Raw genomic sequence first — 14685 nt, 5'->3', positions numbered from 1 at the left:
GCACTGATCACCCCGGTGACCGCTTCCGGGGTCCCTTCCCGGGGTCCCTTCCCGGGGGCCCTTCCCGGGGGCCCTACTGGGAGCGTTCCTCCAGCTCGATCGCGCGGCGCATCGTCTCCCTGGCTCTCCGGCGGTCGCCTGCGACGTCGTAGGCGTAGGCGAGGCGGTACCACCGGCGCCAGTCCTGCGGGTCGGACTCCAGCTCGGCCCGCCGTTGCTGGAACCACCCGTCCGCGGCATCGCGGTCCACCCGCCCGCTCGGCCTGCGTGGCAACCCGGAGGTATCGGGCAACGCACCTTCGGCCCGCAGCGTGCGCGCCAGCCGCTGGATCCGCAGCCCGGAGCGCCACGTGCCGACCACGACCCAGATGCCGAGCAGGGGCAGCAGCGCGACCCCCACGCCGAGCAGCACCGCCGCTGTCTCACCGGTGCGCAGCAACTCCACGGCGCGACCGGCGAGCAGGACGATGTAGAGCCCCATGGCCGCGGTGAGCACCGCGGCCATGAGCAGGTTCGTGTTCCGCACCCGCTGCGCCCTCAGATGTCCATGAGCTTGTCGAGACCGACCGTCAGTCCCGGACGCGTACCTACCTGCCGCACTCCCAGCAGCACGCCCGGCATGAACGAGGAGCGGTCCATCGAGTCGTGCCGGATCGTGAGCGTCTCCCCCGCGGAACCGAACAGCACCTCCTGGTGAGCGACGAGCCCCGCCAGGCGGACGGAGTGCACAGGGACCTCGGCCACGTCGGCGCCACGAGCACCCGGCATCGCCGAGGTCGTCGCGTCCGGGTTGGCACCGAGGCCTGCCTCGGTGCGGGCCTGCCCGATCAGCCGCGCGGTGTGCGCAGCCGTCCCCGACGGCGCGTCCACCTTCCTGTTGTGGTGCAGCTCGATGACTTCCGCCGTCTCGAAGTAGCGGGCCGCGAGCTCGGCGAACCGCATCGTCAGCACCGCGCCCAGCGCGAAGTTCGGTGCGACGAGCACCCCGACGCCGGACTCGTGCGCCCAGCCGGAAACCGTACCGAGCCGCTCCTCGTCGAACCCGCTGGTCCCCACCACGGCGTGGATGCCCGCCTCTACGCAGTACCGCAGGTTGTCCATGACAGCGTCCGGGTGGGTGAAGTCCACAGCCACCTCGGCCTCGCGCTCGGCGAGCGTGGACAGCGAGTCGGACTCGTCCACGGTGGCGACCAGCTCCATGTCCTCGGCGCCGTCCACGGCCTCGCACACCGTGGCGCCCATACGCCCGTTGGCCCCCAGCACACCCACTCGAATCATGGTTGCCTCATCACCTCGCACAGCTCATCGGACAGACCGTCGCGACGAGCGTACGCACCGACCACGGCAGCCGCGCGGTTCGGTCCCCCGGTCATCGGGAACGACCGGGGGACCGAACCGGGACAGCGCGTGTTCCGGACTAGCCGGAGCTCTCGGCCTCGTCCTCTTCGTTCACGACCACCAGGCTGATCTTGCCGCGCTGGTCGATGTCGGCGATCTCCACCCGGATCTTGTCACCGACGTTCACCACGTCCTCGACCTTGTCGATGCGCTTGCCGTTACCCAGCTTCGAGATGTGCACCAGGCCGTCCCTGCCGGGAACCAGCGAGACGAACGCACCGAACGCCGCGGTCTTGACCACGGTGCCGAGGAACCGCTCACCGACCTTGGGCAGCTGCGGGTTCGCGATCTCGTTGATCTTGTTGATCGCCGCCTCGGCCGACGGGCCGTCCGTGGCACCGACATAGATCGTGCCGTCGTCCTCGATCGAGATCTCGGCGCCGGTCTCCTCGGTGATGGTATTGATCATCTTGCCCTTCGGGCCGATGACCTCACCGATCTTGTCGACGGGAACGGTCACCTGGGACACGCGCGGGGCGTGCGGGCTCATCTCGTCGGGCTCGGCGATCGCCTCTGTGACGACATCCAGGATCGTCAGCCGGGCGTCCTTGGCCTGGTTCAGCGCGGAGACCAGCACGTCCGAGGGGATCCCGTCGAGCTTGGTGTCCAGCTGCAGCGCCGTGATCACGTCCTTGGTGCCGGCGACCTTGAAGTCCATGTCACCGAAGGCGTCCTCGGCACCGAGAATGTCGGTCAGCGCGACGTAGCGGCGTTCGGACTTGCCCGCGTCGTTGACGACCTCGTCGCTGACCAGGCCCATCGCGATACCCGCGACCGGCGCCTTGAGGGGAACGCCCGCGTTGAGCAGGCCCATCGTCGAGGCACACACCGAGCCCATCGACGTGGAGCCGTTGGAGCCCAATGCCTCGGACACCTGGCGGATCGCGTAGGGGAACTCGTCACGCTTGGGCAGCACCGGCACCAGCGCCCGCTCGGCGAGCATGCCGTGCCCGATCTCCCTGCGCTTGGGAGTACCGACCCGGCCGGTCTCCCCGGTGGAGAAGGGAGGCATGTTGTAGTGGTGCATGTACCGCTTGCTCGTGTCCGGCGACAGCGTGTCCAGGGACTGCTCCAAGCGGAGCATGTTCAGCGTGGTGATCCCCAGGATCTGGGTCTCCCCCCGCTCGAACAGCGCCGAACCGTGCGCGCGCGGCACAACGCCGACCTCGGCGGAAAGCGAACGGATGTCGGTGAGTCCGCGGCCGTCGATCCGTACCTGGTCACGCAGGATGCGCTGGCGGATGAGGTGCTTGGTCAGCCCGCGGAAGGCCTCGCCTGCCTCCTTGTCGCGGCCCTCGAAGGCCTCACCCTCACCGACGCCGACCTTGGCGAGCACGTCGGCCTTGATGGCCTCGGTGCGCTCGTCCCTGGCCTGCTTGCCCTCGGTGGCCAGCGCGCTGTCCAGCTCGTCGGTCGCCAGCGCGGCGACCGCCTCGTAGATGTCGGGCTGGTAGGAGGGAAACAGCGGGTACTCGTCGGTCTCGGCCGTCTCGGCCGCGGCGTCGGCCAGCCGCTGCTGTGCCTCACACAGCGACCGGATGAACGGCTTGGCTGCCGTCAGGCCGGCGGCGACGGTGTGCTCGTCGGGGCCGGTAGCGCCTTCGGCGATCAGGTCGAGGGTGTTCTCGGTGCCCTCGGCCTCCACCATCATGATCGCGACGTCGTCCTCGACGATGCGCCCGGCGACGACCATGTTGAAGGTCGCCCTCTCGAGCTGCTCCCATGTCGGGAAGGCCACCCACTGGCCGTCGATCAACGCGACCCGCACGCCGCCGACGGGGCCGGAGAACGGCAGCCCGCCGAGCTGGGTGGATGCGGACGCGGCATTGATGGCCAGCACGTCGTAGGGGTCGCCGGGATGCAGGCTCTGCACCGTGATCACGACCTGGACCTCGTTGCGCAGGCCGTCGGCGAACGACGGGCGCAGCGGCCTGTCGATCAGCCGGCACGTCAGGATGGCGTCGGTGGACGGGCGGCCCTCCCTGCGGAAGAACGCGCCCGGGATCCGCCCGACCGAGTACATCCGCTCCTCGACGTCCACCGTCAGCGGGAAGAAGTCCAGTTGTTCCTTCGGCTGCTTGGACGCCGTCGTGGCGGACAGCAGCATGGTCTCGTCGTCCAGGTAGGCGACGACCGAGCCTGCTGCCAGCTTGGCCATCCGTCCCGTCTCGAAACGGACGGTTCGGGTGCCGAACTTCCCGTTGTCGATGACGGCTTCCGTCTCGTGTACAACGGATTCAGTCATGTATGCGTATCTCCTCGTCAACGACGAGCAGCGCTGATACCCCACCTCCCTGGTGGGGTCGCGCCCGAGAGACGAAGCCGGCCATCGATCGAAGTCTCCGGGGCTGGTCTGCGCCGGTCTCTGCCGGTCTCTGCTCGACTGTTCTCGTCTGTGCTCGTCGACCAGGCTCACATTCCCGGAAACCACTACCGAGGACCGGCGAATGCGCTCTCTCGCGCGTTCCAGCCCTGCTCTGTGTGTTAGTTACCAGTGGCGCGCGGGGGAGCTGTCCCCGTCCGGTCCCGTCGGGCGCCGCGCGGACCGGCTCCCCCGCACCACTATCTCATCGCCGAAGGCCGAGACGCTGGATCAGCGTCCGGTACCGTGCGATATCCACCTTCTTGAGGTAGTCCAGCAGCCGACGGCGACGGCCGACCAGCAGCAGGAGACCCCGTCGAGAGTGATGGTCGTGCTTGTGCTCCTTGAGGTGCTCGGTGAGGCCGACGATGCGGGTCGTCAGCAGAGCGACCTGAGCTTCGGGAGAACCCGTGTCCGAGTCGTGCAACCCGTACTCGGCCAGGACGTCCTTCTTCTTCTGGGTGGACAGCGCCACTCGTATACTCCTTGCTCGTTACGTACCGTGCGTCCGCGGCGCACCGCGGACCTGGCTTCGCCTCCGGCGACCCGCCGAGTGCACCCGCGGGCACACGCGCCGCGGACCCCGTCCAGATCGCCGCCGGTCACGCCGTCACGGACTACAGCATGACCCGAATGTCCAGGGTAGCAGGTACGCCGGCGACGGCGTCACGGCGCGTGGCCGGGCGAGGGCCGCGCAAGCGACGGCTCACGTTCCCGCCAGCGCGAACCGTTCCAGCACCGTGTACCGCGGACCGTCCGGCCCCCGGTCACTGCGCATCAGCACGAGCTCACCGGCGAGCCAACCGGGTCCGTGGTACCCGGCCAGCAGGCGGCGCCACCCCTCGGCGTGCGCGGCAGCGGCCGCCCCCTTCCACCTCGCCAGCGTGAGGTGCGCGTGGTACCGGCGGTTGCGCTCGCCGGTTCCGGCACGCACGGCGACCGAACGCAACCGCTCGCTGTCACCGGTCACCCCGGTCCACAGCACACCGGGGAACGTGCCTGCCCCCTCCAGCCGCAGCCGTGGTGCGGCGTACCCGGCGAGCCTGTCGCGCAGCCACTCGGTACGCCGGTCCGGATCGTCCCGGCCGTAGAACGCGACCGTGACGTGCCACAGCGCCGGATCCACCCACCGCAGGCCACCCCGGTCCCCGCGAGCGCCCGGGCGGTGCCTGGCCAGCTCGAGCGCCAGGGACTCGGTGACCGGCCGTGGTGGCACGAAGGCGGCGAACAGGCGCATGGTTCACACGCTCGTCGCGGCCCTACGCAGGATATCGGCTACCGCGGGGAACTCCTCACCCAACATCTCGGCGGCCTCGACGAGGTCCTCACCATCGGTGATGTCGCGCAGTACCGCGAGCAACGTCGACTCCTCGAGACCCCGCTGCACCGGTAGGTCGTCACGTCCCACGCTGGGGTTGGAGACCCGCACCTCCTCCATCGCCTCGATCATCGCCTCGCGTACCCCGGAGGCCACCTCGGGGGTCAGGATCTTGCGCTCCAGCATGATCAACCGCGCCAGCACGGCCGGGTTGCCGATCTTCGCGCGGCGACCGCTCATGACCTGGCTGAGCATGGGTGCGCTGATCCCGAGGACATCGGCGAGGTGGGACTGCGAGACATCGAACGCGACAACCAGCCGCCGCACCCGGTCCCCCAGCGGCTCGCCGTACCACTGGCGCTGCAGCTCGATGTTCTTCTGGATGATGTTGGATGCCTCCACCGTGGCCTCTCCGCTTTATCCGTCACCACACACCTGGTGCGGGCGTTACACGACCCGCCGACCCGTACCGCACGACGTACCGCGCCGTGCCTGCCGAGGTCGCGGCCCCACGTCCACATGTGCCGCCGTATGGCATCGTGCCAGGCGTTCGCCCGCACGGGAGCCGAACCGGCGAATCCACCCGCATACATACCCCCATCGCGTAACCGTCGTCTCAGTCGACCCCGAGTGCCTCACGGGTCTGCTCGACATCGACGTCGATCTGCCGCACCAGCTCCGGCAGCGAGTCGAACCGCACCATGTCGCGCAGCCGGGAGACGAAGTCGAGTGCGACGTGCTGCCCGTAGAAGTCCTCCGTCACCCCGAGCACGAAGGCCTCCACGCTGCGTTCCCGGCCGGAGAAGGTCGGGTTGGTGCCGACCGAGACCGCCGCGGCGAGCGGCTGTCCCGGCTGCGACACGCAGTGGAACCAGCAGCTGTACACGCCGTCCGCGGGGACGGCGGCGTACGCATGGGTGGACAGGTTGGCAGTGGGATAGCCCAGCTCGCGGCCCCGCCCGTCACCACGGACCACGATGCCCTCCACCCGGTGCCAGCGACCCAGCGCCGCCGCCGCGGCCGCGACGTCGCCCGCGTCGATACACGAGCGCACGTACGTCGACGAGTACGTGATCTCGCCCTGGAGCAGCTCACCGGCGGCACTGCCGCCCCGCACCGAGGCCCCCTGCAGCTCGGCCCCGTAGGCCACGTACCCGAACCGCCGGCCAAGCTGCCTGAGCAGCTCGATGTCGCCCGCGGCCTTGGCCCCGAACGTGAAGTTCTCCCCCACAAGCACCACGGCAGCGTGCAACCGGTCCACAAGGATCTCGTGCACGAACTCGTGTGCGGTCAGCCGGGACAGTTCCAGGGTGAACGGCAGCACGCACAGCACATCCACGCCGAGCTCCTCGATGAGCTCCGCCTTGCGTCGCAACGTGGTCAGCTGAGCGGGATGGCTGCCGGGCCGCAACACCTCCGACGGGTGCGGGTCGAACGTCAGCACCACGCTCGGCAACCCGCGCTCCCGCGCGACCTCCACGGTGCGCCGGATCAGTTCCTGGTGGCCGCGATGCACCCCGTCGAATACGCCGATGGTGACAACACAGCGACCCCAGTTGCCGGGAAGGTCCTCGAGTCCACGCCAACGCTGCACGACCACGAGCGTATCGGTGACCGGTTACCGCACGTGAGCCGGTTCGGCTGCGCTGTGACACATCGCTGTGACACATCGAGCTCCGGTCAGGTCGCCGGGGATCTGCCCGGCCGCCGGGAACGCGAGCGTCACGACGCCGGAGCGAGCACCACGAGCAGCTTGCTGCGGTGACTCTCGTCCGTGGCCAGTGCAAGGGCGTGGCCGTCCTCGTCCACGAAGGCGTACGTCCCGTCGCGACCGGTGGCGGGAACGCGTTGCCCGTGCCGCACCGCCCGTGCGGTGGACGCCCCCACCTCGACGGTGGTAAACGCGGTGGCGACCGCCTCGTCGAGGTCCAGCGAGAGCGTGGGGTGCTCGGAGAGCTCGTCGAGCGAGCGGGCCTTGGCCAGGCCGAACGGCCCGACCGTGGTGCGCCGCAGCGCCGCGAGGTGGCCCCCGACACCGAGCGCGGCGCCCAGGTCACGGGCGAGCGCGCGGACGTACGTACCCGACGAGCAGTCCACGAGCACGTCCAGCTCGACGCGCCCGGAACGGGTCTCGGAGGTGCCCCGCAGCGCGAGCCGATCGAACCGGTGCACCGTGACGGGACGCGGGTCCAGCTCCACCTGCTCGCCCGCGCGGACCCGCTCGTACGCCCGGACACCGTCGACCTTGACCGCGCTGACCGCGCTGGGCACCTGCTCGATCGGGCCGGTCAGCTCCGTGATGACCGTGTCGATGGCGCCTGCGGTCACGGCCCCGAGATCGCCCGGCTCCGCAGCGGTGAGCACATCGCCCTCGGCATCGTCGGTGCTGGTGCTGGCCCCGAGCGCGATGGTTGCCAGGTACGACTTACGGTCCAGCGACAGGTGCCCGAGCAACTTCGTTGCCCGCTCGATGCCCACGACGAGCACGCCGGTCGCCATCGGGTCCAGAGTGCCCGCGTGACCGACCTTGCGGGTTCCCATGATCTTCCGGGTACGCGCGACGACGTCGTGCGAGGTCATGCCCGCGGGTTTGTCGACGACGAGCAGCCCGGGCTCCGCGCCGGGTCGAGGGTGACGGTGCATCGCCAGAACCGTACCCGCGCACCGGGCCCCGCGGATGCGGGGGCCGGGCACCCACGACCGGGCTCGCGAGGGACCGGACCCTGCCGGCGTCACGTCCCCGGAGCCGGCCGACTGTCCCAGGATCGCCTGCGCAGGCGCACGGGGACCGCGTCGCCGCGCGCCTGCGCGGCGAGCACCGCGGCACGGGCCCGGACCAGCCACACCCACATCCGGAACGTCGACACCGCGAGCATGGCCACGACAGCGAGGAACGCCGCGCGGAAGCTGCCGCCCGTCCACTCCAGCAACAGGCCGATGGCCAGCGCGGCGATCGTGGTTGCCAGGAACCCTCCCATGTTCACCACGCCCGTCGCCGTGCCTACCCGGCCCATCGGGTTGTAGTCGCGTGCCAGCGCGAAACCGATCATCGAGGCGGGGCCGCCGAGCGAGAGGAAGCCGAAGCACACCGCCACGACAGCGTGCGGGACCGTTCCCGGCCAGGAGAGCAGCACGGCCCAGGCGGCACCTGCCCCGGCCAGGTACCCGACGACCAGCACCATACGCAGCTCCGGCCTGCGGCCGATGAAGGCACCCACGGCGGGCCCGCCCAGCATCGCGCCGAGCACCAGGATCATGACCATGCTGCTCGCGGCGGTCGGGCTCAGCCCTTGGGCACGCACCAGGTACGGCACACCCCACAACAGCACGAGGACGTTCGGGGCGAACATCGTGGAGAAATGCGTCCAGAAACCCAACCGGGTACCCGGCACGCGCCACGCTCCCGCGATCTGCCTGCCGATCGCGCGCACCGAGACGGGTTCCCGCACCGGCTGCGCGGCGACCTCCGGCCGGGTGTCGACCACGCGCCACAGCACCACCGCCGCGTAGGCGAGAGTGAGCGCACCCACCGACAGGAACGTCACCATCCATCCCGGACCGGTCAGCAGCAAGGCCAGTGGCACGGTGGCTACGAGGTTGCCGAGGAACCCCAGCGCGCCCGTCAACGCGGCCACCAGCGTGTACTGCCTGGCGGGGAAGTGACTCGCCGTCAGCCGCAACACCGACACGAAGGTCAGAGCGTCCCCGAACCCGAGCACTCCCCGCGCGAGCAACGCGAGCAGGTAGGTGTCCGCGACCGCGACGAGGATCTGCCCGGTTCCGAGGAACAGCGCTGCGGCGGTGAGTACCCGGCGCGGACCGAACCGGTCGACGAGCACACCGGTCGGCACCTGCATGGTGGCGTACACGCCGAGCTGCAGGACGGTGAACACGCCGAGTGCGGTCGGGCCGATGTCGAACCGCTCCGCAGCCTCGAGCCCGGCTACGCCGAACGAGGAACGATGGAACACGGCCAGGACGTACACCATGGCCGCGCTGCCCCATACGAGCCAGGAGCGCCCGCTCGCGGGCGTGGTCGGCACTCCGGGTGACGCCATGCCGTTCCCACACCCTTCCGCATCGCGAGCTGGACCATATCCGTATATCGGGCTGTTCACCACACGCGGCTCACCCGGCATCGTCCGGCGGCTCGCGACCAACCCGGCAGGGACCGCGCCGGGGAGTTGTACCGGCGTCCCAGAAGGGGTCAGCGTCCTGGACCCGCCGATCCTTCCCGATCCGCACGTGCGCTTGACCACATCGTGCGCCGCGGGCACGCGCGCGGACCGGCCGCCGCCTGCCCCGATACGATCGCCGGGACCGATCGCTTGGGCCGGACGCTGCCCACAGCGTGGCTGATGACCAGCCGTCCGAGACGAAGGTGTGCATGACCGACTACGCGATCCTGCTGTTACCCGCCGCGAACCGGGTCTACGCCGACACGTCCCCGCGCCTGCTGCGCGGCGAGCTCGCCGTGCTCGGGGCACGCGGGCTGGACGCGAGCATCGACGAGGTCGCCGAGAGGCGGATCGCCGGGGTGGACTACGTCACGTTCCGCACACCCGAGCCGTTGAGCGGCAGCGACATCGCGATGCTGTCGAACCTGTCCACGGTCTACGCCCTGTTCGAGGTGCTCGGCACGGGGTCCGAGGCAGGACCGACCCCGGAGAAGATCCCGGAGACGGCCCCGGACACGGCCGCTGACACGGCCGCTGACACGACAGGCCGGGGCGCGGGGGGTGCTCCCCTGCTGCGCCCCGTACCACTGGCGCCGCTGGACCGGTTCGACTCCGACCTGCTGAGCATCCAGAAGTACGCGGGCAAGACCAACGAGCTGTTCACCAAGCTCCTGGTCAACATGACGTGCATGGCGCTGGAGCGGCCCGCCACGATGTTGACCTCGACGCTGCGCGTGCTCGACCCGCTGTGCGGGCGGGGCACCACGCTCAACCAGGCCATGATGTACGGCTTCGACGCGGCGGGCGCCGAGGTAGACGGTAAGGACTTCGACGCCTACGAGCTGTTCATCAAGACGTGGCTGAAGAACAAGCGCGTGAAGCACGCGGCCGACTCGGGCCAGCTCCGCAAGGACAAGACCCGCCTCGGTCGGTGGTTGGACATCACCTACGCGCCGACCAAGGAGGAGTACAAGGCAGGCGACACGCGCTCGGTGAGCTTCCGCGGCGTCGACACGCTGGCGCTGGACCGGGTGTTCCCGTCCCGGTCGTTCGACATGATCGTGACCGATGCCCCGTACGGCGTGCAGCACGGCAGCCGCCAGCAGGGCACGTCCGCGCCCAGCCGTAGCCCGCGGGACCTCCTGGCAGCGGCGCTACCGACCTGGATGCGGCTGTTGCGGCCGGGCGGGGCCATCGGGATCTCCTGGAACACCAGGGTGCTGCCCAGGGAGGAACTGGTCGGCATGCTGCGCTCCGCGGGGCTGACGGTGCACGACGGTCGGCCCTTCGACCAGTTCCGTCACCGTGTCGATCAGGCCATCGTCCGGGACCTCGTCGTCGCTACCCTGCCCAGCCACCGGACCACGGGCTGAATGACGCTTTCACTCCCCGTGGAAGGCTGAATGACGCTTTCAGTTCACCAAATGGAGTGAAAGCGTCATTCAGCGCGGCTCCTCCGCCTCGTCGGTCGCGTCGACCTCGGCGGTCTCGTCCTCGGCGGTCTCGTCCTCGGCGGGGTCGAGCCGGTACGGATCGGGGTCGCCCGCGGGCTCCGCACCCGTCGCCCGGCGCGCGACCTCGGCATCGGCCTCCTTTGCCTGCGCGAGCAACTCGTCGATGCGGCGCGCATCCGCGGGGATGCTGTCCGCGACGAACGTCAACGTCGGCGTGAACCGCACCCCGATCTGCTCGCCCACCTTGCTGCGCAGGACCCCTCGCGCCGACTCGAGCGCGGCCTCCGCGCCCGCGAAGTCCGGATCGGCATCCAGGTTCTCCCCGAGTACGGTGTAGTACAGGGTTGCATCGCGCAGATCACCGGTGAGCTTGGTATCCGTGATGGTGACGTTGCCGAGCCGCGGATCCTTGATCTCGTGCTCGATGGCAGCGGCCACGATCCGCCCGATACGCTTGGCCAACCGCCGGGCTCGAGCGTTGTCCGTCATCGCCCTCTCCAGATCTCATCGCGACGGTGCGCGACCACGATCGTGCACCAACCCATTCACTTCGTCACTCGTCGTTCGGGCCGAGCCACCGCCTGCGCGCAGACAGCAGCTCGAACTCGGGCAGCCCGGCGACATGCCGCTCGCAGGCATCGAGCAGGTCCTGGACACGCCTGGCGTCGGCCGCGACAGCGGCGACCCCGAGCATGGCTCTCCTGTGCAGGTCGAGGTGCCCGCTCTCGGCCACGGCCACCTCGAACCGCCGTCGCAACTCGGCGATCACCGACCGTACGGCAGACCGCTTCTGCTTCAGTGAGTGGACGTCACCCAGCAGCAGGTCGAGCTCGAGCGCGCCTATGTACATGGGCCCACCGGAGTCCCTGACCGCGCCGCGCCCGGCGGCACCGGCTACGCGCTCGGTGCGCACCGAGCCGTCCGGCACCGCCGGGTCGTGACGCTACTCCCGCGGCTTCTCGCGGTACTCGTAGGTCTCGACGACGTCGTCGACCTTGATGTCGCTGTACTTACCGAGCGTGAGACCACACTCGAAGCCGTCGCGAACCTCGACCACATCGTCCTTGAACCGCTTCAGCGAGGAGATCGGCAGGTCTTCCGCGATCACCACGTTGTCGCGGAGCAACCGCGCCTTGGCGTTACGCCGGATCTGACCCGATGCGACCCGGCAACCGGCGATGGTGCCGACCTTGGAGGACTTGAAGACCTCACGGACCTCTGCCCTGCCGAGCGAGACCTCCTCGTACACCGGCTTGAGCATGCCCTTGAGGGCGTTCTCGATCTCCTCGATCGCCTGGTAGATCACCGTGTAGTAGCGCACATCGACGCCCTCGCGGTTGGCGATCTCGGTCGCCTTGCCTTCCGCTCGCACGTTGAAGCCCATCACGATCACGTTGTCCGCGATCGCCAGGTTGATGTCGCCCTCGGTGATCGCGCCGACGCCACGGTGGATGATGCGCAGCTCGACGTCGTCCCCGACGTCCAGCTTGGTCAGCGAGCTCTCCAGCGCCTCGACGGTACCCGAGTTGTCACCCTTGATGATCAGGTTGAGCTGGCGGGTCTCCTTGAGGGCCGAGTCGAGGTCCTCCAGGCTGATCCGCTTACGCTGCGCGGCGTTGGCCGCGTTGCGCGCACGGGCCTGGCGACGCTCGGCGATCTGCCGTGCCGTGCGGTCCTCCTCGACCACGAGGAACGTGTCTCCCGCTCCCGGCACCGAGGTGAACCCGATGACCTGCACCGGGCGGGACGGCAAGGCTTCCTTGACGTCCTCGTTGTGCTCGTCGACCATCCGCCGGACACGGCCGTAGGCATCGCCTGCGACGACCGAGTCGCCCACGCGCAGGGTTCCGCGCTGCACGAGCACCGTCGACACCGGTCCCCTGCCCCGATCGAGGTGCGCCTCGATCGCCACGCCCTGGGCGCGCATGTCCGGGTTGGCACGCAGGTCCAACGCCGCGTCCGCGGTCAGCAGGATGGCTTCGAGCAGGCCGTCGAGGTTCTTGCCCTGCTTGGCCGAGATCTCCACGAACATGGTCTCGCCGCCGTACTCCTCGGCGACCAGCCCGTACTCGGTGAGCTGCTGGCGGATCTTGTCCGGGTTGGCACCCTCCATGTCGATCTTGTTGATCGCGACCACGATCGGGGCCTTCGCGGCCTGTGCGTGGTTGATCGCCTCCACCGTCTGCGGCATCACGCCGTCATCGGCGGCCACCACGATCACGGCGATGTCCGTGGAGCCCGCACCGCGCGCACGCATCGCGGTGAACGCCTCGTGCCCGGGGGTGTCGATGAAGGTGATCAACCGGGAGACGCCCTCGAGCTCGGTGGGAACCTGATAGGCGCCGATGTGCTGGGTGATGCCGCCTGCCTCACCCTCGGCCACGGTGGACGAACGGATCGTGTCCAGCAGTTTGGTCTTACCGTGATCGACGTGTCCCATCACCGTGACGACCGGCGGCCGGTACTCCAGGTCCTGCTCGCTGCCGGCGTTCTGGCCGAAGGAGATGTCGAAGGACTCGAGTAGCTCGCGGTCCTCCTCCTCGGGGCTGACGACCTGGACGCTGTAGTTCATCTCCGTGCCGAGCAGCTCCATGACCTCGTCGGATACCGACTGGGTCGCGGTCACCATCTCCCCGAGGTGGAACAACACCTGCACCAGCGACGCCGGGTTGGCGTTGATCTTCTCGGCGAACTCGGTCAGCGAAGCGCCGCGCGGCAGCCGGATGGTCTCGCCGCTGCCTTTCGGCAGGCGCACGCCACCCACGCTCGGCGCCTGCATGTTCTCCATGTACTCCTGGCGCTTCTGCCGCTTCGACTTGCGGCCCTTGCGGGCGGGTCCGCCCGGCTTGCCGAACGCGCCCGCGGTACCGCCGCGACCGCGCCCCGGCGCACCCGGACGCGGGCCGCCACCCGCAGGCGGGCCACCGCGACCGCCACCGGAGCCGCCACCGGGGCCGCCGCCTGCACCGCCACCGGGGCCGCCGCCTGCACCGCCACCGGGACCGCCACCAGGGCCACCGCGGCCGGGCGGTGGTCCACCGCGACCGCCGCCGCGTCCACCGCCTGCACCGGTGCCCGCGCCGGGACCGCCCCGGGTTCCGGTGCCGCCGCCCCCGCGGCCACCGCCGGGTCCGCCACCGGGACCACCTCGGCCACCGCCGCGACCGCCACCGGGGCCACCGGCAGACTTGGCGGGCTTGGTCGGCATCATGCCCGGGTTCGGCCGGGGCGGCATGTTGCCCGGCGACGGCTTGTCGCCTGCCGGGGCCTCACCCTGCTGCGCAGCCGGCTGCTCGGTACCGGAGCGGCCGCCTCGGTCGCCACCACGACCGCCGGAGCGCTCGCCACCCTGGCCGCCGGACGGGCGCTGCTGCGGGGAACCGGCACCGACCCCGAACGGGTTGTTGCCCACACGGGGCTGCCGCGGACCGGGCTTCGGCCCGCCGGACTTCGGTCCCTGCGGCTTGGGCGGGACCACTCCCCCGCCGTCCTGGTCCTCCTTGGCCCCACCCGGAGGTCCGGGCTTGGGCGCGTTCCTGGCCGCAGGCTTCTCCGGCTCCGCCGGTGGTGTCTCCGGTTCGGCCTTCGGCTTCTGCGGCTCAGCCTTCGGCTTCTCCTGCTCGGGTTGCGCCTGCTCGGCCGCCGGGGCCGGGGGGCCCGGCTTCGCCTGGTCGTCCTCGGTCACCGAGGGCTTGTCCGCCACCGGTACCGCCTCCGACTGCTGCGCCTTCTCCCGGGCCGACTTCTGCCCCGACCTCGGCCCCGGCTTGCCCGGGGCGCTCTGTTTGGTGTCGGCTTCCGGGAAGGCTTCACGCAGCCGCCTGGCGACCGGTGCCTCCACTGTCGACGACGCCGACTTTACGAACTCGCCCTGGTCTTTCAGCTTGGCGAGTACTTCCTTACTCGTGACGCCGAGCTCTTTCGCGAGCTCGTGCACGCGGGCCTTGCCTGCCACTACTCTCCTCGTCCGGTGAG

Annotated in this window: 13 protein-coding genes; 1 reads left to right on the top strand and 12 read right to left on the bottom strand. The window is 70.0% G+C overall.

Features of this window, described 5'->3' with window-relative positions; all coding sequences use genetic code 11:
* Positions 1-73: 73 nt before the first annotated feature.
* From CHB84_RS06935 to CHB84_RS06895, 9 genes are all read right to left on the bottom strand, one after another.
* Positions 74-505, bottom strand: a complete 432-nt coding sequence (locus CHB84_RS06935; RefSeq protein ID WP_089300819.1) for a hypothetical protein — start codon at positions 503-505, stop codon at positions 74-76.
* A 32-nt stretch (positions 506-537) separates the two neighbouring features.
* Positions 538-1278 carry a 4-hydroxy-tetrahydrodipicolinate reductase gene (dapB, locus tag CHB84_RS06930; RefSeq protein WP_089300684.1) on the bottom strand — a complete coding sequence of 247 codons (741 nt, stop codon included), beginning with the start codon at positions 1276-1278 and terminating at the stop codon, positions 538-540.
* A 139-nt stretch (positions 1279-1417) separates the two neighbouring features.
* On the bottom strand, positions 1418-3643 hold the full coding sequence (locus CHB84_RS06925) for a polyribonucleotide nucleotidyltransferase (RefSeq protein WP_089300683.1): 2226 nt from the start codon (positions 3641-3643) through the stop codon (positions 1418-1420).
* A 322-nt stretch (positions 3644-3965) separates the two neighbouring features.
* Positions 3966-4235 (bottom strand): 30S ribosomal protein S15, encoded by a 270-nt coding sequence (gene rpsO / locus CHB84_RS06920; RefSeq protein ID WP_089300682.1) that lies wholly within the window; start codon positions 4233-4235, stop codon positions 3966-3968.
* Positions 4236-4466: 231 nt separating this feature from the next.
* Positions 4467-4997 carry an RNA 2',3'-cyclic phosphodiesterase gene (thpR, locus tag CHB84_RS06915; RefSeq protein ID WP_089300681.1) on the bottom strand — a complete coding sequence of 177 codons (531 nt, stop codon included), beginning with the start codon at positions 4995-4997 and terminating at the stop codon, positions 4467-4469.
* A 3-nt stretch (positions 4998-5000) separates the two neighbouring features.
* A complete protein-coding gene (locus CHB84_RS06910; protein WP_089300680.1) occupies positions 5001-5480 on the bottom strand; it encodes a helix-turn-helix domain-containing protein in 480 nt (159 codons plus the stop codon).
* Positions 5481-5694: 214 nt separating this feature from the next.
* On the bottom strand, positions 5695-6672 hold the full coding sequence (locus CHB84_RS06905; RefSeq protein WP_089300818.1) for a bifunctional riboflavin kinase/FAD synthetase: 978 nt from the start codon (positions 6670-6672) through the stop codon (positions 5695-5697).
* Positions 6673-6800: 128 nt separating this feature from the next.
* Entirely contained in the window at positions 6801-7721 is a 921-nt protein-coding gene (truB, locus tag CHB84_RS06900; RefSeq protein WP_089300679.1) for a tRNA pseudouridine(55) synthase TruB, read from the bottom strand.
* An 89-nt stretch (positions 7722-7810) separates the two neighbouring features.
* Positions 7811-9136 (bottom strand): MFS transporter, encoded by a 1326-nt coding sequence (locus CHB84_RS06895; protein ID WP_089300678.1) that lies wholly within the window; start codon positions 9134-9136, stop codon positions 7811-7813.
* Between the two features lie 329 nt (positions 9137-9465).
* On the opposite strand from CHB84_RS06895, the gene CHB84_RS06890 reads away from it, so the two are divergent.
* Entirely contained in the window at positions 9466-10629 is a 1164-nt protein-coding gene (locus tag CHB84_RS06890; RefSeq protein WP_089300677.1) for a TRM11 family SAM-dependent methyltransferase, read from the top strand.
* A gap of 69 nt (positions 10630-10698) precedes the next feature.
* On the opposite strand, the gene rbfA is transcribed toward CHB84_RS06890, so the two are convergent.
* The 3 genes from rbfA to infB all read right to left on the bottom strand — a co-directional run bounded on the left by rbfA (position 10699) and on the right by infB (position 14665).
* Positions 10699-11199, bottom strand: a complete 501-nt coding sequence (rbfA, locus tag CHB84_RS06885) for a 30S ribosome-binding factor RbfA (RefSeq protein ID WP_089300676.1) — start codon at positions 11197-11199, stop codon at positions 10699-10701.
* 64 nt (positions 11200-11263) lie between these two features.
* The gene (locus tag CHB84_RS06880) at positions 11264-11560 is read right to left on the bottom strand and encodes a DUF503 domain-containing protein (RefSeq protein WP_089300817.1); all 297 of its coding nucleotides are present in this window, start codon (positions 11558-11560) and stop codon (positions 11264-11266) included.
* Between the two features lie 93 nt (positions 11561-11653).
* Positions 11654-14665 (bottom strand): translation initiation factor IF-2, encoded by a 3012-nt coding sequence (gene infB, locus CHB84_RS06875; RefSeq protein ID WP_089300675.1) that lies wholly within the window; start codon positions 14663-14665, stop codon positions 11654-11656.
* Positions 14666-14685: the final 20 nt, after the last annotated feature.

The organism is Haloechinothrix alba (genome assembly GCF_900188115.1).
In the GTDB taxonomy this organism is placed as follows: Bacteria; Actinomycetota; Actinomycetes; order Mycobacteriales; family Pseudonocardiaceae; genus Haloechinothrix; species Haloechinothrix alba.
Note: the sequence above shows the minus strand (reverse complement) of the source record. Positions and strands in the feature narration are given on the sequence as shown.